This is a genomic window from Mesorhizobium sp. LNHC229A00, from assembly GCF_000502415.1.
In the GTDB taxonomy this organism is placed as follows: domain Bacteria; phylum Pseudomonadota; class Alphaproteobacteria; order Rhizobiales; family Rhizobiaceae; genus Mesorhizobium.
In genome coordinates, this window is the sequence record NZ_AYWQ01000003.1 from 50,316 (window position 1) to 71,748 (window position 21,433).

Consider the following 21,433-nt stretch of genomic DNA (forward strand, 5'->3'; position numbering starts at 1 on the left):
AAGCAAGTCGGAAGAGATGTGTGTGATCGCCGATTAGCGTCAGCGTAACGAAGAAGCAGAGCCTGACGCTTCCCTGCCCTTGGAGCTTGGCACCGTTAAGCTTCCAGCAATGTCGCCAGCGGCAGCAAGAAATACATCCATCTGCTCTTTTGTGCCGATGCTGACGCGGATGCAGTGTTCCAAGCCTTTGTCCGGAAAAAACGCGACAAGTATCTTTTGCCTTTCCAATGCTGCTTGCCACCATGAGCCGTCCTGTCCCGCGGGCACACGGGCCAGCAAGAAATTTGCGCGGGAGGGCGTTACGGAAAATCCGAGTTGCGACAGCGCGAATGTCACTCGCTCTCGTTCATCCTTGATGTGCTTGTGGTTCTCTGCGTAGGCGCCGCGATGCGCAAGCACGCTGATACCAACGGCATGCCCGATGACGTTCATGTTGAAGACGTTCTGGATGTTTCGCAGCCTGCCAATAATTTCAGGGTGACCGAAACCGAAACCGACGCGAATGCCGGCGGCGGCATAGCTTTTCGAGAATGACCTCAAGATCAGAACGTTCGGATACCGGTTGATGAGGCGCAGGCCATGATCAGGTGCAAAGTCGACGTAGGCTTCATCAAGGACAACCAAGCGGTCCGATTGTGCTACGAGGCGTTCGATATCGCTTATCGGGAGGAATGTTCCGGTCGGATTGTTTGGATTGGCCAACATAATGAACTTGGCGTCTTTTGCCGGACCGGAAAGCAATTGCTCCGTTGGCAGGGAGTGAGCTTGACATCCGATTTCGAGAAACTCGGCGCCCTGAATCATGGCAAGTTTGCGGTTGAACGAAAACCCTGGCGACATCATCGCAACCTTGTCGCCAGGCGCGAGGAAAGCTCTGTAGATGAGTCCGAGCAGTTCAGACGACCCGTTGCCTGCGATGACATGGTCCCTGGAAACGCCATAGGTGCTGGACGCCGCTTCCCTCAAGCTGATGTTATCGTCATCCGGATATAGATACTGGCACTTGAGGGCCGCCACTGCACTTTGCATTATGATTGGCGGCAACGGAAACGGGTTCTCATTCGTATTCAGCTTGACAAAATTTCCGTCCGGCGCTGGTCCGTTGGACGGCAGAGCATCTAACTGTCGCGTCACTGGCGGAAGAGCCGAAAGCACAGTTTGCAGTTTTGCATCGGACATATTTAACTCCGTTTCAGTCACACAGGGGGCATCCGTATGAGCTCGCAACGAGAGCAACATGGCGGACAGGATTGACGATGGAAGCGTTGCCTCTCACACGATGGTCGCAACGCAGACACGGGAATTCGGCCAGGCTGTCCTCGGTGGATCGAGTGGACGCGGACGCGGATCTGCATCGCTGCCGCAAGGCGCTAAGCAGCTCAGCTCATCTCCTCGGTTTCAGATACGCTTGATCTCGACGCCGTATTTCCTTAGCACGTAGCCAATCTGGCGCGGGGTCAGTCCAAGGAGGCGCGCTGCCTTTGCCTGCACCCAGCCACATCTTTCCATGGCAGCAATGACGCGCTCTATGTCGGGGTTCCTCGCGCCAATTGGGTGTGTTGCACCGGCACGCGGGACTGTAGTCGCTGCCGCATCCGGCGGCGTGGCCGGATTCGCTGACTCCGGCAGGATCGGCGCTGGTTGCAGCGCGGCCATGCCCGATCTGCACTTCCACAGCGCCTCGGCAAAGCATTGGCCTTGGGAGCAGGCAAAGTCGTTTCTCCCGATTGATAGTCCCTCGGCCAGGATCGCTGTCCGGTGCACGCAATTTTCAAGTTCGCGAATGTTGCCGGGAAACTCACATTTCATCAGCACTTCAATCGCACGCGGATCGAAGGTGAGCGTACAGCCGTTCTCGTCGTTGAACTTCTTGAGAAACTCAGCTGCGAGGAGCGGAATATCGCTGCGCCTTTGGCGCAATGCTGGTACCAGCAAGGGAACCACGTTGATGCGGTAGTATAGGTCGGCGCGGAACTCATTCCTTGCAACCGCCTCTTCCAGGTTCCTGTTCGTGGCGGCAATCACGCGAACATCGACCTTGATGGTCTGATTGCTGCCGACGCGCTCAAACTCCTGCTCCTGCAGCACGCGCAGTAGCTTTGCCTGGAACGAGGCCGAGATCTCGCCAATCTCATCCAGAAACAACGTCCCCTTGTCAGCGAGTTCAAAGCGCCCCTTGCGGGAATTGAATGCGCTTGTGAAGGCACCCTTCTCATGACCGAACAATTCGGATTCCAGAACTGTCTCTGGGAGCGCTGCACAATTGAGTTTAACGAAGGGCCGCTTGGCGCGCGGCGACAACTCGTGAATTGCCTTGGCAGCCAGCTCCTTTCCGGTACCGGACTCGCCTCGCAACAGAACGGTGGTTTTTGCCTTGGCTACGACCGCGATCTTCTCCAGCAGCGCGCTTATCGCCGGACTGTCACCAATCATCCCCTCGACATGAACCTTTTTGCGTCGGGGTGCAGGGTGCTTAACACCACACAATTTCGTTTGCAGCCGGTCTTCCAACTCCGGCGGTCGCTCGCGGTCGCCTGCGGAGAAACGATGCAACTTGACTGTCTGTCCCACCATGTTGGCGATCATGGTGAGCAGCCGGACATCGTAATCGAACCGATAGCTTGACCTGCTTTGCAAAGCCCTGTCCATAGTCAGCGCGCCTACGGCGTTCCCATCAACACGAATGGGAACGCCGATGAACGACACGGTGTCGGAGGCCCCAAGCACCTCGATGTCAGCGGCAGTGAAGGCCGGATGCATCGCTATGTCCTCGGCGATGAGCGGCGTGTCCGTCGTCACAATCTGATCGATGGCGTTGCGCGGCACGCGCGACCGGGAGGGCTCATTGCTGTTCGTGTCGCAGTCGCCGGCCACGGTGATGTCCAGTCCGCCCTCGGCATCGCAGAGAGCGATGATGCCGTGCCGCATCTGCACAAACGAGTGCAGGAGATCAACGACCTTGGTCAAACTGAGTTCGAGCCGGGCGGGATCGGTGAGTATTTTCGATATTTCGAAGATTCCGGTGAGGGCGCGCTCGTGCAATGCCCCATTCGCAGGATTCGTCTCGGACGTTGGACAACCCCTTATCGCATTCGGCAGCGATATGCCGCACTCGCTGGCATTTTGTTCTGATTTGCGAATGTTGTGGTGCATGTGATCCTCGATCTCGCGCCATCAAACGTAGGCCGGCGGCATGTGCGCCCGCGACGTCGCGAGCAAGCGCGAAAATACTCCGACGTGAACTCGTGCCGCCGCCGTTTGGTCGAGTGCAAAGCGGATCGAACCATGATGCATCGCTTGGCTCTCCCCTCCACGAAGCTTGGCCATGGTCTCGGCTGCACCAAGGCAACCACACGTTGTTCTCAAAAGACTGGAGCGAGGCGGGATAGTCAATCGAGCTTTCTTTCATTCGTGAAAGGAAACCTCGCGGCATATGATAGAATTCATCAATTCTGTTTTTGCCGTTGAACGGCGGAAATACTTGCGCCGGCGATGCGGTGCCCGAGCGGCTGACCGCGCCGAGTGTAAATGCCGGGCCGGGCCATTCACCAGCGCCCAGGAGGGGCGGGAGCGATAATAACCGCCAACGACACTGGTCGGAATGAACAGGCGACCTATTTGGTACGCGCTGGCGCCAGCGATGCGGCCCGGTCCAAAGCCGGCTAAAACGAGGAACCCACCACGCTCTGTGCAGCAAACCGCTAGCCAGAGGGATCGACCGGCAGCACTCTGCCAGAGACATCCAGGGCGTGCCGGACCGCGGCCTATCCCGCTGGTCTGACACCGCATTCCTCCATCATTGGCGAGCCCACGTCAGTTCAGGTCATGCGGATTCATCTGGCATGGGTATTGCGGCGGCGTTGGTGCAGCGTTCGACCGGAGCGCCGCGATAGGGAGAAGCCCGGGAGAAGTCACGCCACCTCGATCCGGTCAGGGAGAGAGAAACAGTGTCAGCTGCACAAGTTCGCGGCGCGAGTCCCGCGCCCCGCAAACCCTTCTACACCAAGCTCTACGCCCAGGTGCTTGCCGCCATCGCGCTCGGCGTCGCAATTGGCTATTTTTATCCGGAGACCGGCGAGAGCCTGAAGCCGCTGGGTGATGCCTTCATCAAGCTGGTCAAGATGATCATCGCGCCTGTCATCTTCCTGACAATTGCCACCGGCATTGCCGGCATGAACGATCTTCATAAGGTCGGCCGGGTCGCCGGTAAAGCAATGGTCTATTTTCTCACCTTCTCGACGCTCGCGCTGATCGTCGGCCTCATCGTCGCCAATGTCGTCCAGCCTGGCGCCGGCCTCAACATTGATCCGGCCTCGCTCGATGTCCAGGCCGTGAATACCTATGCCGCAAAAGCCAGCGAGCAGTCGGTCACCGGCTTTCTGATGAACATCATCCCGCCAACGATCGTCGGTGCCTTCGCGGAAGGCGACATCCTGCAGGTGCTGTTCTTCTCGGTTCTGTTCGGCATGGCGCTTGCGATGGCCGGAGAGCCGGGCAAGCCTGTCGTTTGCTTCCTTCAGGCGCTCATCGCGCCTGTCTTCAAGCTCGTTGGAATTCTGATGAAGGCCGCGCCGATCGGCGCTTTTGGCGCAATGGCCTTCACCATCGGCAGATATGGCATCGGTTCGGTGGTCAACCTCGCGATGCTGGTCGCGACGTTCTATTTCACCGCCTTCCTCTTCGTGTTCGGGGTTCTCGGCGCGGTCTGCCGCTACAACGGCTTCTCGATCTGTTCTCTCATTCGCTACATCAAGGAAGAGCTGCTGCTTGTCCTCGCAACGTCCTCCTCGGAGGCGGCGCTCCCTTCGCTGATGCAGAAAATGGAGAAGGCGGGCGCCAGGCGTTCGGTTGTGGGTCTCGTCATCCCGGCCGGATATTCATTCAATCTGGACGGCACGAATATCTACATGACGCTGGCGGCCCTCTTCATCGCGCAGGCGACGAACACGGATCTGTCCATCGGCGATCAGGTGCTGCTGCTGCTCGTAGCAATGCTTTCCTCCAAGGGCGCTGCAGGTGTCACAGGCGCGGGCTTCATCACCCTGGCGGCTACGCTCGCCGTAGTTCCGAGTGTTCCCGTTGCTGGGATGGCACTGATACTCGGCATCGACCGCTTCATGTCCGAATGCCGGGCGCTGACGAATTGCGTCGGCAACGCAGTGGCATCCCTCGTCGTCGCCCGCTGGGAAGGAGAATTGGACCGAGCACAGATGAAAGCCGCCTTCTGCGGTCATCAGCTTGCCGAGGCATCAAACCGGCTACCCTCCTCCCAATAAGGTGGGCGGCCCACGACCTGTTAAGTCGCCTAGCTGGTCACATGAACTGAACGACCGACCCGCAGCCTCTAAACGGCTCCTCACGGACCATGTAGCCGAAGCGCTAAATGTGTGAGTGCAAACCGTCACCGCCCTTTAAGCGAATGAGCCTTTCAGTATACCCGGCCGGTTTACGTCTGGAATGATGTTCGTCCAACACGCTGTTGGCCATTCGTATGGGACGTCTTCACTTTGCCACCCGAAACCGAAACGCGTCAGGCGACAGAGAGCCGGCCCGCGTCAAAAACCGATCAGAATAGGACCTATGACCAAGCGCCCCACAATTGCCGATCTCGCCCGCGAAGCCCGAGTCAGCGTAGCAACGATCGACCGGGTTCTGAACGCCCGCCATCCGGTGCGCGAGGAGACCGCGCGGCGGGTCCACGACGCCGCCCACGCGATCGGCTATCATGCTGCCGGGCTAATCAAGCAGCGCTTGCGGCGAGACCTACCGCACTACCGTCTGGGCTTCATCTTGAGAAAACCGGCCCAGCATTTCTACCAAGATTTTGCGCGCGAGGTCGAAGCATCGGTCAATTTGGCCCAGTCCTTCCACGGCATTCCGCTCGTCGAATTCGCCCCGTCACATATGCCGAGCGACCTGATCGCGCCGCTCAAGGATTTGGGCGCACGCTGCCATGCGATCGCGATGGTGGCACCGGACCACCCGAAAATTACAGCAGCGGTTGAGGACCTCAAGGCCAAAGGCATTCCGGTTTTCTCGCTGCTTTCCGACTTCGCCGCCGGCGTACGACAGGGGTATATCGGCCTTAACAACCGCAAGGTGGGGCGCACGGCCGCTTGGATGGTGTCGAAGGTCGCAAAACGGCCCGGCAAAGTGGCGGTTTTTGTCGGCAGCCATCGTTTCCAGGGGCACGAGCTCCGTGACGTCGGCTTTCGCTCCTATTGCCGTGAGAACGCGCCCACGTTCGAGGTGCTGGATCCTGTCATGAACCTCGAGAAACGGCAGATCACCTACGAGGCAACGCTTGATCTCATGCAGCGAGAGCCCGAGCTCGTCGGCTTCTATGTCGCCGGCGGCGGCATGGAGGGCGCCATCTCCGCGCTTCGAGAAGAGGGCAAAAGTCGCGATCTCGTCGCGATCGTGAATGAAATCACGCCGGAGTCTCGGGCGGCGCTCGCAGATAATATCGTCACGATGGCGGTCGCCACGCCAATGCGCCGACTTTGCCGGGAGCTGATAACGCTGATGACGCGGGCTATCGAGACCGGCACCGCTGAAACACCCGGACAGACATTTCTCCCGTTCGACATCCATCTGCCGGAAAATATATGAAACTCATGGGCTCTATCGTGAGCGGGGAGTTTGATCCCATCCCGCGGGGTGGCCGCACCCACGGACCTCAGCCGGGCAGAATGTAGCGCCGATTAGATGAACGGATCGGCCACGCGTTCAGGCAGAAGCGCGGGGTCAATTGCTTGGGTCCGCAGCGTCAAGCTCGACCGGCTTCATTGCCAAGTGCCCGACTTTCTCGGTGCAGGGGACTGTCGTCGACGCCAGTAGCCGGGCGAGGCTGGCACAGATTGGATCGACCACGTCGACCGCCATCTCCTCGCCTGGCCGCGCGTGAAAAGCCGCGGCAAGGCCTGCGACGTTGGCATTTAAGTGGGGCTGAGCATCTTCTGGGACTCCGCAAGCAAAATCGGAGGCGGCAGTCAATTCAGTAGCAACCCCGGGCGTGTGTTCTGCTCGTTCCTGGCCCTCGTACTTGACAAGCAACTGCGCCGCTCTGCTGGGCAAAGGCCCGGTGTTTAAGTGGGGCTTAACATCTTCCGGGACTTCGCACGTGAAATCGAGGTGGCAGTCGGTACCAACAACCGCAAGGTCGGATCGGCGTGCCCGAGACGCTCATTGATTTCAGGCAAAGGCGCCAGGCAAGATGCCTCCTGCAACATCATTTCCCGCATCCACATGCTTGCCGGATCAGTATTGTGAAGCTCAGGCCATTGGACGGCCTCCGTGAATGCGGGAGGAGGAAGTGGCGGCGGAAGTTGGACAATCCGCAGGGGTGTTGTTTTTGCGAAATGCTGCGCCAGCCGTAAGGGCATGGTCCCGATGCGGTTGGTGCCTGACAGGACGGGCGCGATCAGGCTAAAGCCCTGTACGACGACCTCGACACGTCTCTCGAAACCGTGCTCGAGCAAATACCATTCCTCCATGGTGGGCTGCCGGGTGTGCCTGAATTTGAGCACGACATGCCCCATGGACAAGTATCGCTCGAATGTAAGTGGCTCTGACAGCTGCTTGTTCGTGCCGCAGCCTACGCATACGAGCATATCGTCGAACAGGGCTGCGCGAGGATGTTTCGACATGAACACTTCCGGCATAATCAGAAAATCAAGGTCGCCGCGCCGGAGAAGCTCCTCGGGGTCGTCGCAAATAGGCAGACATTCAAAGCGGACGCCGGGAGCTTCCCGCGCAGCACGCTCTACGATCTTCTTAAAAAATACGAGCGTGATGTAATCGGAAAGCATCATTCGGAAGAGACGATCCGATTGGGCTGGGTTGAAAGCGTCGGAGGAAATAATCGACAGCTGGATGTGCAGCAATGCCTCCCGGACTGCTGTGGCGAGCCCGTCGGCGCGCGGTGTCAAAATGAGCTCGCGGCCGTTCATCGTAAATAGCTCATCGTTGAAATAGGCGCGTAACCGAGCAACGGCGGCGCTCATGGCCGGCTGGCTCAGGTTGATACTGCGAGCCGCGGCAGTGACTTTACGCTCCCTCATCAGAGCGTCCAGCACAACGAGGAGATTTAGATCGAGTCCCTTGAAACGCATGTCATGTTCTATCCAACGTGTGGATGCGTGTCATTCAAACAATCAATTTTACGAATTTACGAGCCATGCATTAGAGGAACGTTAATGAGCGACGTCAAGCTCAAATCGACGACACGGGCCGGAACTTCGAGAGAGAGCGTCTGGCTCACCTTCGCCAACGACNGTGGATGCGTGTCATTCAAACAATCAATTTTACGAATTTACGAGCCATGCATTAGAGGAACGTTAATGAGCAACGTCAAGCTCAAATCGACGACACGGGCCGGAACTTCGAGAGAGAGCGTCTGGCTCACCTTCGCCAACGACAACGGCTGAATGCAGCCAGAAGCGCCGCTTTGGTCGGGTAATGCGGCCGCAAAAAACTAATATGAAGAGAGGTCCTGAATGCGCCACCAGGTGCAGTGGAAGTTGTGCTGGGAAAACGAGTTGCAGCTCTCCGATCACGTTGAGCTCGCCGAGTTCTTTCGTGATACGTACGGGCCGACTGGGGCGTCCAACGCAGAACCGTTCGAAGGTAGTCGAAGCTGGGCCGGAGCCAGGCCTGAACTCCGCGTGATCGCCTATGATTCAAGTGGTGTAGCGGCTCACATGGGCATACTGCGCCGTTTCATCAAGGTTGACGCGGTCGACCTGTTGGTGGCTGAGCTGGGCCTGTACGGGGTACGCCCGGACCTTGAGGGTCTCGGAATCGCCCATTCAATCCATGTCATGCTTCCAATACTGCAGGAGCTTGGCGTTCCATTCGCTTTCGGAACGGTCCGGGACGCGCTGCGGAATCATGTTGAGAGGTTCGGGCGGCGATACAGGCCTTTGGCCGTTTTGTCGGGAATTCGCGTGCGCTCGACCCGACCAGAGGCCCGCCTCGACCTGCCGCCCACACGCATCGATGACGCACTCACCATTGTTCTGCCGGTTGGACGGCCGATCAGCGAATGGCCCACGGGCACGATGATAGATCGGAACGGACCAGAGCTATGAGCCGTCCCGATTGCTTGTACGAAGTGCGCCGTGAGTGCTCTGACGGCACCGGCCGTCGCAGCGTTTATCTCACGTTTGACGACGGTCCCAATCGACTTTTCACACCGGAGATTCTCGATGTGCTGGCAGAGCAGCGGGTGCCGGCGACTTTCTTCGTCATCGGCGCCTACGCCTTAGAGCACCCAGATCTAATCCAACGGATGATCGCAGAAGGGCACGAGGTAGGCAACCACACGATGTCTCATCCGGATCTGTACCAATGCGGTTTCGGCGAAGTGCAACGTGAGGTCTTTGAAGCGAACGACGCCATCATGAGAGCGTGCCCGCAGGCCTCGGTGCGCTATGTTCGCGCGCCCTACGGCGCCTGGAGCGAAGAAGTGTTCACAGCGTCACAGATCGCGGGGCTGGCGGCCCTCCATTGGTCCGTCGACCCTCGAGATTGGTCTCGCCCTGGGGTCGACGCGATTATCGATAAAGTGCTCGCCTCTGTCCGGCCGGGCGCAATCGTACTCTTGCACGACGGATGCCCTCCCGGCGAGTTGGGCCGGGGCGCTCACGCCGGTCTGCGCGACCAGACGGTCACGGCGCTGTCCCGGCTGATTCCAGCATTGCGTGAGCGCGGATTTGTAATCCGCTCACTTCCTCAACATCACTGAACAAACGAGATCCCATGACTCTTCTTGGTACAACCAGCACTGTGGCCATATCGCTTTATGCGCTGCTCTCGACTGCTTATAAGAGCATGCAGGGGCTTTATGCTCTGCCGACAAACGACTCATCGGCGTTGGAGGTTCTCGTCGGCTCCGATCAACTGCCCAGCGTGGATGTCATCGTCCCCTGCTTCAACGAGGATCCGCGCACGCTTTCAGAGTGCCTGGCTTCCATTGCCGACCAAGAATACGCCGGAAGACTTCGGGTCTATGTGGTTGATGACGGTTCTGGAAATCGCGAAGCCTTAGGAACTGTCCACGAAGCCTACGCGCGCGACCCTAGGTTCGACATCATTTTGCTTCCCGAGAATGTTGGAAAGCGCAAGGCGCAGATCGCCGCGATACGCCGCTCATCAGGGGATCTGGTGCTTAACGTTGATTCAGACACGTTACTCGCGTCCGACGTCATTGCCAAGCTTGTACCGAAGATGCGAGATTCAGCGGTCGGCGCAGTCATGGGTCAGTTGACGGCCAGTAACCGGACCGAGAGCTGGCTGACCAGGCTGATAGACATGGAGTACTGGCTGGCTTGCAACGAGGAGCGCGCGGCGCAGGCTCGCTTCGGTGCCGTTATGTGCTGTTGCGGCCCATGTGCCATGTACCGCCGGTCTGCGCTCCTTTTGTTACTGGACCAGTACGAGTCGCAGTTTTTTCGGGGCAAGCCAAGCGACTTCGGTGAGGATCGCCATCTTACTATCCTGATGCTGAAAGCAGGCTTTCGAACCGAGTACGTTCCGAGCGCCATCGCGGCCACAGTCGTCCCGAACAGACTAGGACCGTATCTGCGCCAACAACTCCGTTGGGCACGAAGCACATTCCGGGACACGCTGCTTGGGCTGCGCTTGCTGCCCAGCCTGAATAGCTATCTCACGTTGGACGTGGTCGGACAGAATCTCGGCGCGCTACTCCTCGCCGTATCGGTATTAACGGGCCTAGCACATTTCGCACTGACAGGCTCTGTGCCTTGGTGGACAGGACTGATGATTGTAACCATGACCATGCTCCGATGCAGCGTGGTAGCATTTCGTGCCCGACAGTTTCGATTTCTGGGCTTTTCGCTGCACACGTTCATCAACATCTTTCTCTTGCTTCCGTTGAAAGCCTACGCGCTGTGTACATTGAGCAATAGCGATTGGCTGTCGCGAGGCTCTGCTGTCGCTACATCGAACACTGGGGGAAAACAGGCCCCCACCCAAACTCCGATCACTGGTTCCAGCAGGGCAGAATTCTCGCCCCATGCGGCTCCGCTTCGCAGGCTCAATCTTGCGCGGGATTCTTCGGAATTAGTGCTGTCGGGCAACATTTGCGGCGACGAGTGATCGCTAATTACCTAGTGGACGAGAGGTGCACGAGTTTGACCCAGAACGTGAATCATCAGTTGCTTGATCGGGAATTGGCCGCAGACGATCCGTGGCTTCTCGACGGCAATCCGTTCGAGCGGAAGCGCCACACGCAAATGCTCCAGCTGGCGCTTGCCCAAGGCTCCATTTCAAATGCCCTCGAAGTCGGGTGCGCTGCCGGCGCATTCACGGAAAAACTAGCCCCCTACTGCCAAGGGCTCACCGTCATCGATGTCGTGGCGCAAGCGATTGCTCGAGCACGTCAACGGATAAACGAGCCGTCGCGCATCAACTGGATAGTCTCCGATGTTCAACAGTTTTCGACCGACGAGTTGTTTGACCTGATCGTTGTGGCGGAGGTCCTCTACTATCTCGAAGACATAGCCGAGATGCGCGCGGCCGTCAAAAACCTGGTGCGGGTGCTTGCGCCTGGCGGGCATCTGATCTTCGGATCGGCAAGGGATGCTAATTGCCGTCGCTGGGGTCACGCCGCTGGTGCTGAGCCGGTCATCGCCATGCTGAACGAAACGTTGATCGAGGTAGAGCGTCTTGAGTGTCGGGGCGAGTCGGTCAACGAAGACTGCTTGCTCGTCCGTTTCCGAAACCCGCTTTCCGCTTCCTGATGAATCGAATCTATCGCCGTTAACCTGGAGACACTATGCGCATCTTTGGTATCAAGCTGACCCATGATGGGGCGATCGCCCTGGTCGAGGATGGACGGCTCGTCTTCTGCGTTGACCAGGAAAAGCGGCACAACGATCCGCGTTACCAAGCCATCGATAATCTCTACGCAATTGTCGCCGCTTTACCGGAACAGGGGCTAAATCCTTGTGACGTCGATCAGTTCGTTATCGACGGCTGGGATGGCGAAGACGAGTCACAGTTTCAGGTCCGGCAGGCAACCAAGCAACCGCCAGTCTTGGCGTCCCTCTCGGTAAAATGAACCCATGTCCATGGTAGCGATCGATCTTACTGACGTAAGCAAAACTTATGACAAGCTCGTTGTCGACAGACTGTCGTTCCGCGTTGCGGCGGGGGAATGCTTCGGGCTCTTGGGACCGAACGGCGCGGGCAAAAGCACGATTGCGCGTATGGTCCTCGGCATGACATCGCCCGATGCGGGGAAGATTACTGTGCTCGGCGTTCCAGTGCCGGCGCGCGCGCGTTTGGCACGTATGCGCATCGGCGTGGTTCCGCAGTTCGACAATCTTGATACCGCGTTCACTGTACGCGAGAACCTGTTGGTGTTCGGGCGCTACTTCCGGATGAGCAGACGCCAGATCGATGCGGTCATACCATCGCTGCTTGAGTTCGCCCGCCTCGAGAACAAAGCGGATGCGCGCGTCGCCGAACTGTCCGGCGGCATGAAGCGGCGCCTGACGCTCGCGCGTGCGCTGATCAATGACCCGCACTTGCTGGTGATGGACGAGCCGACCACCGGCCTCGATCCGCAGGCCCGCCACCTGATCTGGGAACGGCTGCGATCGCTGCTGGCGCGGGGCAAGACTATTCTTTTGACTACCCATTTCATGGAAGAGGCCGAGCGGCTGTGCGATCGGCTGTGCGTTATGGAGGAGGGGCGCAAGATCGCCGAAGGCCGCCCGTCCGCACTCATTGACGAGCAGATCGGCTGTGACGTGGTCGAGGTCTACGGCGGCAATCCGCATGAACTGGGTGCGCTGATCCGGCCGTACGCACAGCGCATCGAGGTGAGCGGTGAGACGCTTTTTTGCTATGCACCCGATCCGGAGCAGGTGCTGGCGCAGCTACGCGGGCGCGCGGGTCTACGCCTTCTGCAGCGTCCCCCCAATCTCGAGGATGTGTTTTTGCGGCTAACCGGGCGCGAGATGGAGGACTGAACAATGGGCGAACGTTATGCGGCGGGCATGCCCGCCAATGCGTGGAATTGGGTCGCGGTTTGGCGCCGCAACTATCTCGGATGGAAGAAAATCGGGCTTGCATCGGTGCTCGGCAACCTCGCCGATCCGATGATCTATCTGTTCGGTCTCGGCTTTGGAATCGGTACAATGATAGGTCCTGTTGAGGGCACTTCGTACATTGCGTTTCTCGCGGCTGGCATGGTTGCCACAAGCGCGATGGCATCGGCGACCGCTGAAACGGTTTACGGGAGTTTCGGCCGCATGGGCGACCAGCGCACCTGGGAAGGAATGCTATGCACTCAGCTGACGCTCGGCGATATCTTACTCGGCGAATTGGCGTGGGCAGCCACCAAGGCCCTGATGGCGGGCACAGCAATCACTATTGTTGCCACCACGCTAGGCTACGCATCGTGGCCATCCATCCTCTGCTTGCTGCCAGTCATCGCTCTCAGTGGCCTCGCCTTCGCGAGTCTAGCGATGGTCGTCACGGCGCTTGCGCCCAGTTATGAATATTTCATATTTTATAATACGCTTGTTATAACACCCATGCTCTTCCTTTGCGGCGCGATGTTTCCGGTCAACCAATTGCCCGGCGCTTTTCAGGACATCGCCTCCTTGTTGCCCCTCGCACATGCAATTGACCTCATTCGTCCGGCGATGCTTGGCCGTCCGGCCGGCAGCATGGGCCTGCATATCGGCGCGCTTTGCATATACACGGTTTTGCCGTTCTTCCTATCGGTTGCTCTGTTTCGTCGTCGGCTGATGCGTTGACGCTCTCACCATTCGTAAAATTGATAGTTTGGGCGATACCCATCCACGCGTCGGATAGGTCAATGCATGCGTTTTAAGGGACTCGATCTAAATCTCCTCGTTGTGCTGGACGCTTTGATCAGGGAGCGTAAAGTCACCACCGCAGCCCGCAGTATTAACCTGAGTCAGCCGGCCATGAGCGCCGCCGTCGGTCGGTTACGCGCCTATTTCAGCGATGAGCTATTTACGATGAACGGCCGCGAACTCATTTTGACACCGCGCGCGGAGGGGCTCGCCACAGCAGTCCGGGAGGCATTGCTGCACATCCAGCTGTCGATTATTTCCTGGGACCCCTTTAACCCGGTCGGATCGGATCGTCGCTTCCGCATCATCCTTTCCGATTACCTCACACTCGTATTTTTTAAGAAAATCGTAAAGCGTGCTGCGCGGGAAGCTCCCGCCGTCCGCTTCGAATGTCTGCCTATTTCCGACGACCCCGAGGAGCTTCTCCGGCGCGGCGACGTTGATTTTCTGATTATGCCGGAAGTGTTCATGTCGAAACATCCTCGCGCAGCCCTGTTCGAAGATATGCTCGTATGCGTAGGCTGCGGCACGAACAAGCAGCTGTCAGAGCCACTTACATTCGACCGATACTTGTCGATGGGGCAGGTTGTGCTCAAATTCGGAGACACCCGGCAGCCCTCCATCGAGGAATGGTATTTGCTCGAGAACGGTTTCGAGAGACGTATCGAGGTCGTCGTACACGGCTTTAGCATGATCCCGCCCCTTCTATCAGGCACCAGCCGCATCGGGACCATGCCGTTGCGGCTGGCGCAGCATTTCGCGAAATTAACACCCTTGCGGATTGTCGAACTTCCGCCGCCACTTCCTGCCGCATTCACGGAGGCCGTCCAATGGCCTGCGCTTCACAATAATGATCCGGCAAGCCTATGGATGCGGGAAATGATGTTGCAGGAGGCATCTCGTATGATTGCCCTGCCTAAGAGCACCGGACGTCTCAGTTGTCGGCCGAATTGAGAAACTGACCCCTCGGTTATGATAGGAGGCATGGATGGCGATTGGGATTGGGCGATTCCTGCATTGTCGAGAACGATGCAGGGAGAGCAGATCATTCAGCCTGAAGAGGTGGCAGCGATGCTGCGGCGGCATGAGGTTGGCGGGGAACCGACGGGCGAAGGAATTCGGGTGCGCGCGCAACACCGTGCCTCGGCATCTAAGCGAGGGCGGGACTGTTCCGTTTCGCAAGCCCGTGCGGCCGACGGCGTTTGACGGACTGGACGATTGGCTGCGGGAGCGCTTCTTCCCCCATGGGTCGAGCCGGATGACGATCTCGACCCGCTCCAGATGCACCGGGAACGCCTTGCGCGGTCGCGCAGCACGTCGCGGCTCGCCTGTCGGTCTTGCGGTCTTGCGGCCTCGAGTTCGGACTCAATCGCGCCGAGCCCGGTCTGGATTCGAAGGCGAAGGCCTGCTGGGCACGTTCGAGCTTCTCGGAGCTGCGACCGAAGCGGCGCGCTCCAGCTGCTTGACGATCCCTGAAGGTCGGCGAGCCTCTCCTGGGCACGCTCGTTGAGTGTCGCCATCCGGACGATCTCGGCCTTGAGTGTTCGCTCCGGAGTTGTTGCAGTTCGGCCTTCTCCGCCGCCATGGGGACGAATATCGCCTTGAGCGGAACGATTTCGTGGAGACGGGCCAAAGCGCTTCTCGTCATGACGCCGACAAAAGCTTACTTTGCATGGCCAGAGGCCCGCCTTGTGCGCCTGAGTCACTTCGCCACGGCCTATCCGGCCGACGTCGGACGCCGTCTCCGATCGGCTTAAGCGCGCCAGTCCATGCCTTCGACGAGCGCCATCAGTTGGGCGCGGCAAGCCGGATCACGCCGTTCTCCACCCGCGGCCAGCGGAACTTGTCCTCGTCCAGCGCTTACGGTGCGGGTATGCCGGCGTCGAGCAACAGCGAGAAGTTTGGGGCGGAACTAGGACGGCTTACGAAGTGTTGTCCCGGTCCGGTTTGAGTGTCCAATCTTCAGATCGATTGCTTGGGCGACCAGATTCCCCGCCGCCTGCGAGCCCGCTACTGCTCAGCGGAAGGGCGAAGTGAACGTGAATGCATCCATTTCGTAAATGTGTGTCTATCCAAGCAATCGATTTCTCTAATTACCCGATGAGCAATATGAACGCGTCAGGCAGGGTGCATCATCAGGAGTATTTTTCGATGGCAAACATTATCGAGGGTAGCCCGGATGCCGAAACACTCCTCGGCACCAAGGGTGAAGATTGGATGGAGGGTTTCCAGGGCGGTGACTGGATTGACGGTCGTGGCGGCAACGACGAGATCTCGGCTGGCCCGGGCAGTGACCGAGCCCTTGGCGGCGAGGGTAACGACCGCATCTTCGGCGGAGATGGCTGGGACGATCTCTCCGGCGACAACGGCCGCTTCAACGCGCGCATCTCCGGTGAGGACAATGACAGGCTCAGCGGCGGTCCCGGCCAGGATGTCCTCTACGTGGGTGACGGCCAGGATACGTTGACCGGGGGCACCGACAATGACACGTTCGTGTTCCAGTTCCACAATCCGGTGCCTGGGGTCGATCCGAGTGTCGGGTCGAAGCCGGACATTACCACTATCACCGATTTCAACCCGGCGGAGGACAAGTTTGCCTTCGATGCGGTGGGCCTCTACAACGACGGTTTTGGCGCGAACTTCGTCAACAACGCCAGTATACAGTCCGGCTACCCGGTGAGCAGCTTCTACAGTGGCGCGGCCTCGGGTGCGAACGGCGAACATGTCGTGGTAATCACTGGCGAATCTTTCAACTCTGCTGATGAGGCAGCGCGTGCGATCTCCGGCGAGCACGCCGGCGACATCATTGTCTACCAAAGCAGCTACACCGACAGAGTCGCAACTCTGGCCTATGTCACCGGCGACGGCAGCGCGCACGAGTTCGCCCACCTGGGCGGTGTGGTCACCGTGGCCGACCTAGGCCTGACCGCGTCGGACTTCACCTTCGTTTGATCCAGAAAACCGATACGGAACCGCGCCCCGCCCCCCTGGGCGGGCGCTTTCCCGTCTCCGCTACTTGCGATGGGCCGGTGCGCCCGGGAGCAGTCGCAGCGTGTACAGCTTGACGAAGCCCTGCACGNGAGCTGGGTCGCCAGATCCTCACGGAGACCTACGTGAGTAACCATTCCTTGAAGGATTCAGCTTTGAGACCTTTCCCTCTGACTTCCGCTATTTGGGGAATTCTGTTGATCAGCGGCGTGGTCAACGTGCTTGCGCTGATCTCGCCGCTGTTCATGCTTCAAGTCTATGACCGCGTTCTGGCAAGTGGCAGCGTATCGACGCTGGTGGGGCTCGTCGTGCTTGCTGCGGGGCTTTATGCGTTCCAATGCTTGCTCGACATTTTGCGCGCCCGCGTGCTGCTGCGGATTGGCGAGCGTTTCGATGGAGAGTTTTCCGGACGCGTTCACAATGCGATCGTTCGCCTTCCGCTTTCAACGCGCATGCCGGGCGACGGCTTACAGCCGCTTCGCGATCTCGACAATGTTCGCGGCTTCTTAGGTGGAAACGGTCCGACAGCGTTCTTCGATCTGCCATGGATGCTGTTTTATCTTGGCATCTGCTTCCTCCTTCATTTCTGGATCGGCATGACGGCACTTATCGGGGCGGTCGGTCTCACATCTCTGACACTCCTTGCCAACACTCTCTCGCAACGGCCGATAAGCGATACCGTTTCCCACAACATGGCACGCAATGGTCTGCTGCAAGCAGCGCGTTGCAATGCCGAGGTCGTGCAAGCTCTCGGTCTTGGAAAGCGGATCGCTGCCCGATGGCAAAAGGCCAATGCCAAGTTTCTGGCCGCCAACCGGAAAGCTGGGGACGTCGCAGGTGGGCTGGGTGCCATTTCAAAATCGCTGCGCGTGCTGCTGCAATCGGCCATTCTTGCCGTCGGCGCGTACCTTGTCATCAGACAGGAGGCTACGGCCGGGGTTATGATTGCCAGTTCGATCATGATGGGGCGTGCGCTGGCTCCGGTCGATTTGGCCATTTCAAGCTGGAAACCTTTCCTCATGGCGCGCCAGGGTTGGGCGCGGCTGGAGGACCTCCTGGAAAAGGTTCCTGAATCCGCTGCCGTTATGCCAATGCCTGCACCTGAACGCGAACTGCGCCTCGAAGGCGTGACAATCGTTCCGCCCGGCGCAAGGAAGCCGACCGTGACCGGCCTTGCGTTTGCCATTCAGGCGGGAAGCGCACTCGGGATCATCGGTGCATCGGGCTCGGGCAAGTCGACACTCTCGCGCGCCATCGTCGGCGCATGGGCGCCGGTCGCCGGAAAAGTCCGCATCGACAGCGCAAGCCTCGATCAATGGGACCGGGAAGCACTAGGCCGTCATATCGGCTATCTGCCGCAAGGTGTTGAACTGTTCGACGGCACCATTGCCGAAAACATCGCTCGTTTTGAAGATAATCCTGATCCTGAGGCTATTGTCGCCGCGGCGAAAGCAGCGGGCACGCACGAACTGATCCTCCGATTTGAGCACGGCTACGAAACTCCAATCGGTGAGGCCGGATCGGCACTTTCCGCCGGGCAGCGCCAGCGTATCGGTCTTGCCCGTGCTCTTTATCGAGACCCTTTCCTTGTTGTGCTGGATGAACCCAATGCCAATCTCGATTCGGAAGGCGAGGCTGCGGTCGTTAAGGCGATCGCCTCCGTGCGCGAGCGCAAGGGCATTGCGGTTGTCGTCGCCCATCGGCCCAGCGCCATCCGCGCCGTGGATTTGGTGTTGGTGATGGAAGGTGGACGGCAGCGAGTATTCGGTGCGCGTGGTGAAGCGCTTTCCAAAGTCCTGAAGGGGACAGCGATGGCAAGAGGCGCTGGCGTCAAGGCCATCGAATCTACACAGGATAACGTGGGAGAGCGCGCTGACATGGAGGATCCCGGTGTCCGGCATTCATCAGAACAATGACGTTTCCAGCTCCATTCGCCGCCACCTGGTGGCGGGCCTTCTGGCGAGCGTAATCTTTGTGGGAGGAGCCGGAGCCTGGGCGGCCTTCACGAATCTCTCCGGTGCGGTTGTCGCGTCCGGACACTTTGTCGTCGATTCCTATGTCAAGAAGGTGCAGCACCCGACCGGCGGGGTGGTGGGAGAAATCCTGGTGCGCGAAGGCGATAAAGTCAAAGCCGGCGACATCCTCATGCGGCTCGATGCCACCCAGGCGCGCGCTAATCTCGCCATAGTCAGCAAGCGGCTCGATGAGCTCGCCGCCTACCAGGCACGACTCGATGCTGAGCGTGACGATCTCGCGGAGATCGCCTTCCCGGACTGGCTGCTCGCCCGAAGAGATGTTCCGGACGTAGCTTCGGCAATACATAGCGAGACGCTGCTGTTCGAATTCCGCAGACAATCCCGCAACGGAAAGCAGGCGCAACTGGCGGAACACATTACTCAGTATCGCCACGAGATCGAAGGATTCGAGGCGCAGGAAATTGCCTGTGAAAAAAGGATCGAGGTTCTCCTAAAGGAAATTGCTGTTCTGAGTGGGCTGCGCGACCAAGGCATTGTCTCGGACCAACGGTTGAACAGCCTGAAGATCCAGGTTGCCACTTTCGGTGGCGAACGCGGTGAGAAGATCGCGGATCAGGCACAGACAGCAGCCCGCATAGCCGAAACGCGCCTGCAGATCCCGCAGATCGATCAGGATTTCAAGACCGAAGTCGGCCAGGAGCTCAGAGAGGTTCAGGCGCAGGTCGGGGAGTATGGTGAGCGCAAGGTGGCGGCTGAACAAGAACTGCGACGGATCGATATCGTCGCGCCGCAGTCAGGCACCATTCAACAACTCGCAGTTCATACGGTCGGCGGAGTGATTACGCCCGCCGATCCGATCATGCTAATCGTGCCGGAAGGCGACGATCTTGCGCTTGAAGTACGAATCACCCCGAAGGACATCGACCAAATCCAGCTTGGTCACAAGGCCGTGCTGCGGATGTCAGCTTTCAATCTGAGAACCACGCCGGAATTGAACGGATATGTCAGCCGGATCGCAGCCGATCTGGCGACGGACGAAAAAAACGGCATTTCGTATTACCTGGTGCGTTTATCGGTTCCGCATGCGGAACTGACGAAGCTCAAGGACCTGACGCTCGTGCCCGGCATGCCGGCCGAAGCGATGGTCAAGACGGGCGAGCGTACGGCGCTTTCCTATTTTGTGAAGCCGCTGTCGGACCAAATCAGTCGGGCATTCCAGGAGGAATGAAAGTAATCTGATCTGATCCCCAGAAACTGGACCGTTCAGAATTGGAGTTTTCCGCTGTAGTTTCCCGGCTGGGAGAGGAGCGGAAGCGATGAAAGCATCGAAGTTTTCGGACGCGCAGAAGGCGTTCATTCTGAAGCAGGGAGCGGATGGGTTTCCTGTGGCGGAGATCTGCCGGAGGGCCGGGATCAGCCAGGCGACCTATTTCAACTGGAAGAAGAAATATGACGGGCTGCTGCCGACAGAGATGAAGCGGCTGAAGCAGCTCGAGGACGAGAACGGCAAGCTCAGGAAGCTGGTCGCCGACCTGTCGCTGGACAAGGAGATGCTGCAGGACGTGATCCGCCGAAAACTGTGAGGCCTNGCGGATGGGTTTCCTGTGGCGGAGATCTGCCGGAGGGCCGGGATCAGCCAGGCGACCTATTTCAACTGGAAGAAGAAATATGACGGGCTGCTGCCGACGGAGATGAAGCGGCTGAAGCAGCTCGAGGACGAGAACGGCAAGCTCAGAAAGCTGGTCGCCGACCTGTCGCTGGACAAGGAGATGCTGCAGGACGTGATCCGCCGAAAACTGTGAGGCCTGGTCGCAAACGCGAGCTGGTGGCCGATACCTGTGCTGATTGGAACGTGTCGATCCGGCGAGCGTGCCGTGTTCTGGAGTTCGACACCTCGACCTATCACTACAAGTCCCGCCGCCGTGACCAGGCCGGCCTCGAAGCTCGGATCAAAGACATCTGCGCGACGCGGGTTCGCTATGGCTACCGGCGCGTGCACGTGATGCTCACGCGGGAGGGCTGGGACATCAACATGAAGCGGACCTATCGCATTTACAGGGACTTGGGCCTTCAACTGAGGAACAAGACGCCGAAGCGCCGGGTGAAGGCGAAGCTGCGAGACGATCGCCAGCCAGCCGTCGAACCCAACGACGTCTGGGCGATGGACTTCGTTCACGACCAGCTCGCGACGGGCAAGAAGATCCGGGTCCTGACGGTCGTAGATACCTTCTCACGTTACGTGCCGGTGCTCGACCCACGCTTCAGTTACCGCGCCGAGGATGTGGTCAGGATGCTGGAACAGGTCTGCCCAAGATCGGCTATCCAAAGACGATCCGGGTCGATCAAGGCTCGGAGTTCGTCTCCCGCGACCTCGATCTGTGGGCCTACACCAGGGGCGTCACGCTCGACTTCTCGCGACCGGGAAAGCCAACGGACAACGCTTACATCGAAGCCTTCAACGGCCGCTTCAGGGCGGAATGTTTGAACGCCCACTGGTTCCTGACGCTTGCCGACGCGGCCGAAAAGTTGGAGGATTGGCGCAGATACTACAACGAGGTGCGCCCCCATGGCGCAATCGGGCACAAGGTTCCGATCTCGTTGATCAATCCCGAT

At 58.9% G+C, this 21,433-nt stretch carries 16 protein-coding genes and 3 pseudogenes; 16 read left to right on the top strand and 3 right to left on the bottom strand.

The genetic code is table 11. The features are described 5' to 3' along the window. Positions 1-39: 39 nt before the first annotated feature. Positions 40-1,179: a histidinol-phosphate transaminase gene (gene hisC / locus X742_RS162270; protein WP_023770898.1), complete on the bottom strand. Its 1,140-nt coding sequence runs from the start codon at positions 1,177-1,179 to the stop codon at positions 40-42. Positions 1,180-1,398: 219 nt separating this feature from the next. Continuing rightward, entirely contained in the window at positions 1,399-3,153 is a 1,755-nt protein-coding gene (gene nifA / locus X742_RS162265) for a nif-specific transcriptional activator NifA (RefSeq protein ID WP_084569493.1), read from the bottom strand. Between the two features lie 794 nt (positions 3,154-3,947). Between nifA and X742_RS162260 the strand changes: the two genes are divergently transcribed. Together X742_RS162260 and X742_RS162255 are read left to right on the top strand one after the other, a co-directional pair. Next, positions 3,948-5,276 carry a dicarboxylate/amino acid:cation symporter gene (locus tag X742_RS162260; RefSeq protein ID WP_023770900.1) on the top strand — a complete coding sequence of 443 codons (1,329 nt, stop codon included), beginning with the start codon at positions 3,948-3,950 and terminating at the stop codon, positions 5,274-5,276. Between the two features lie 304 nt (positions 5,277-5,580). Beyond that, entirely contained in the window at positions 5,581-6,612 is a 1,032-nt protein-coding gene (locus X742_RS162255; protein WP_023770901.1) for a LacI family DNA-binding transcriptional regulator, read from the top strand. Between the two features lie 476 nt (positions 6,613-7,088). Here the strand turns inward: X742_RS162255 and X742_RS162245 are convergent, their stop codons facing one another. Next, positions 7,089-8,114 carry a LysR family transcriptional regulator gene (locus X742_RS162245; RefSeq protein ID WP_023770903.1) on the bottom strand — a complete coding sequence of 342 codons (1,026 nt, stop codon included), beginning with the start codon at positions 8,112-8,114 and terminating at the stop codon, positions 7,089-7,091. 384 nt (positions 8,115-8,498) lie between these two features. On the opposite strand from X742_RS162245, the gene X742_RS162240 reads away from it, so the two are divergent. From X742_RS162240 to X742_RS01000000169780, 14 genes and pseudogenes are all read left to right on the top strand, one after another. Continuing rightward, positions 8,499-9,092: a NodA family N-acyltransferase gene (locus X742_RS162240; protein WP_023736281.1), complete on the top strand. Its 594-nt coding sequence runs from the start codon at positions 8,499-8,501 to the stop codon at positions 9,090-9,092. Further along, positions 9,089-9,748 carry a chitooligosaccharide deacetylase NodB gene (gene nodB / locus X742_RS162235; RefSeq protein WP_023766912.1) on the top strand — a complete coding sequence of 220 codons (660 nt, stop codon included), beginning with the start codon at positions 9,089-9,091 and terminating at the stop codon, positions 9,746-9,748. Before X742_RS162240 ends, nodB begins: the two co-directional genes overlap by 4 nt. 14 nt (positions 9,749-9,762) lie before the next feature. Next, complete coding sequence (nodC, locus tag X742_RS162230) at positions 9,763-11,121, top strand: chitooligosaccharide synthase NodC (RefSeq protein WP_023770904.1); 1,359 nt, start codon at positions 9,763-9,765, stop codon at positions 11,119-11,121. A gap of 35 nt (positions 11,122-11,156) precedes the next feature. Then, a complete protein-coding gene (gene nodS / locus X742_RS162225; protein WP_023770905.1) occupies positions 11,157-11,765 on the top strand; it encodes a nodulation methyltransferase NodS in 609 nt (202 codons plus the stop codon). A 35-nt stretch (positions 11,766-11,800) separates the two neighbouring features. Further along, the gene (locus tag X742_RS162220) at positions 11,801-12,085 is read left to right on the top strand and encodes a carbamoyltransferase N-terminal domain-containing protein (protein WP_023766915.1); all 285 of its coding nucleotides are present in this window, start codon (positions 11,801-11,803) and stop codon (positions 12,083-12,085) included. A 4-nt stretch (positions 12,086-12,089) separates the two neighbouring features. Then, complete coding sequence (gene nodI / locus X742_RS162215) at positions 12,090-13,001, top strand: nodulation factor ABC transporter ATP-binding protein NodI (protein ID WP_023736276.1); 912 nt, start codon at positions 12,090-12,092, stop codon at positions 12,999-13,001. 3 nt (positions 13,002-13,004) lie between these two features. Beyond that, positions 13,005-13,793, top strand: coding sequence for an ABC transporter permease (locus X742_RS162210; protein WP_023770906.1), 789 nt, complete (start codon positions 13,005-13,007; stop codon positions 13,791-13,793). Between the two features lie 66 nt (positions 13,794-13,859). Beyond that, the gene (locus X742_RS162205; protein WP_023770907.1) at positions 13,860-14,810 is read left to right on the top strand and encodes a LysR family transcriptional regulator; all 951 of its coding nucleotides are present in this window, start codon (positions 13,860-13,862) and stop codon (positions 14,808-14,810) included. A 30-nt stretch (positions 14,811-14,840) separates the two neighbouring features. After that, positions 14,841-15,102, top strand: a pseudogene (locus X742_RS1000000175520) (hypothetical protein); the annotation flags it as partial. A 905-nt stretch (positions 15,103-16,007) separates the two neighbouring features. Beyond that, entirely contained in the window at positions 16,008-16,808 is an 801-nt protein-coding gene (locus X742_RS162200) for a hypothetical protein (protein WP_023784695.1), read from the top strand. Between the two features lie 176 nt (positions 16,809-16,984). Further along, positions 16,985-18,760 (top strand): type I secretion system permease/ATPase, encoded by a 1,776-nt coding sequence (locus X742_RS162195; protein ID WP_245275523.1) that lies wholly within the window; start codon positions 16,985-16,987, stop codon positions 18,758-18,760. Next, entirely contained in the window at positions 18,735-20,048 is a 1,314-nt protein-coding gene (locus X742_RS162190) for an HlyD family type I secretion periplasmic adaptor subunit (RefSeq protein ID WP_023770910.1), read from the top strand. The genes X742_RS162195 and X742_RS162190 overlap by 26 nt, the downstream gene beginning before the upstream one ends. An 88-nt stretch (positions 20,049-20,136) precedes the next feature. Next, positions 20,137-20,397, top strand: a pseudogene (locus tag X742_RS162185) (transposase); the annotation flags it as partial. 18 nt (positions 20,398-20,415) lie between these two features. Continuing rightward, positions 20,416-21,427 (top strand): annotated as a pseudogene (locus X742_RS01000000169780) (IS3 family transposase); the annotation flags it as partial. Positions 21,428-21,433: the final 6 nt, after the last annotated feature.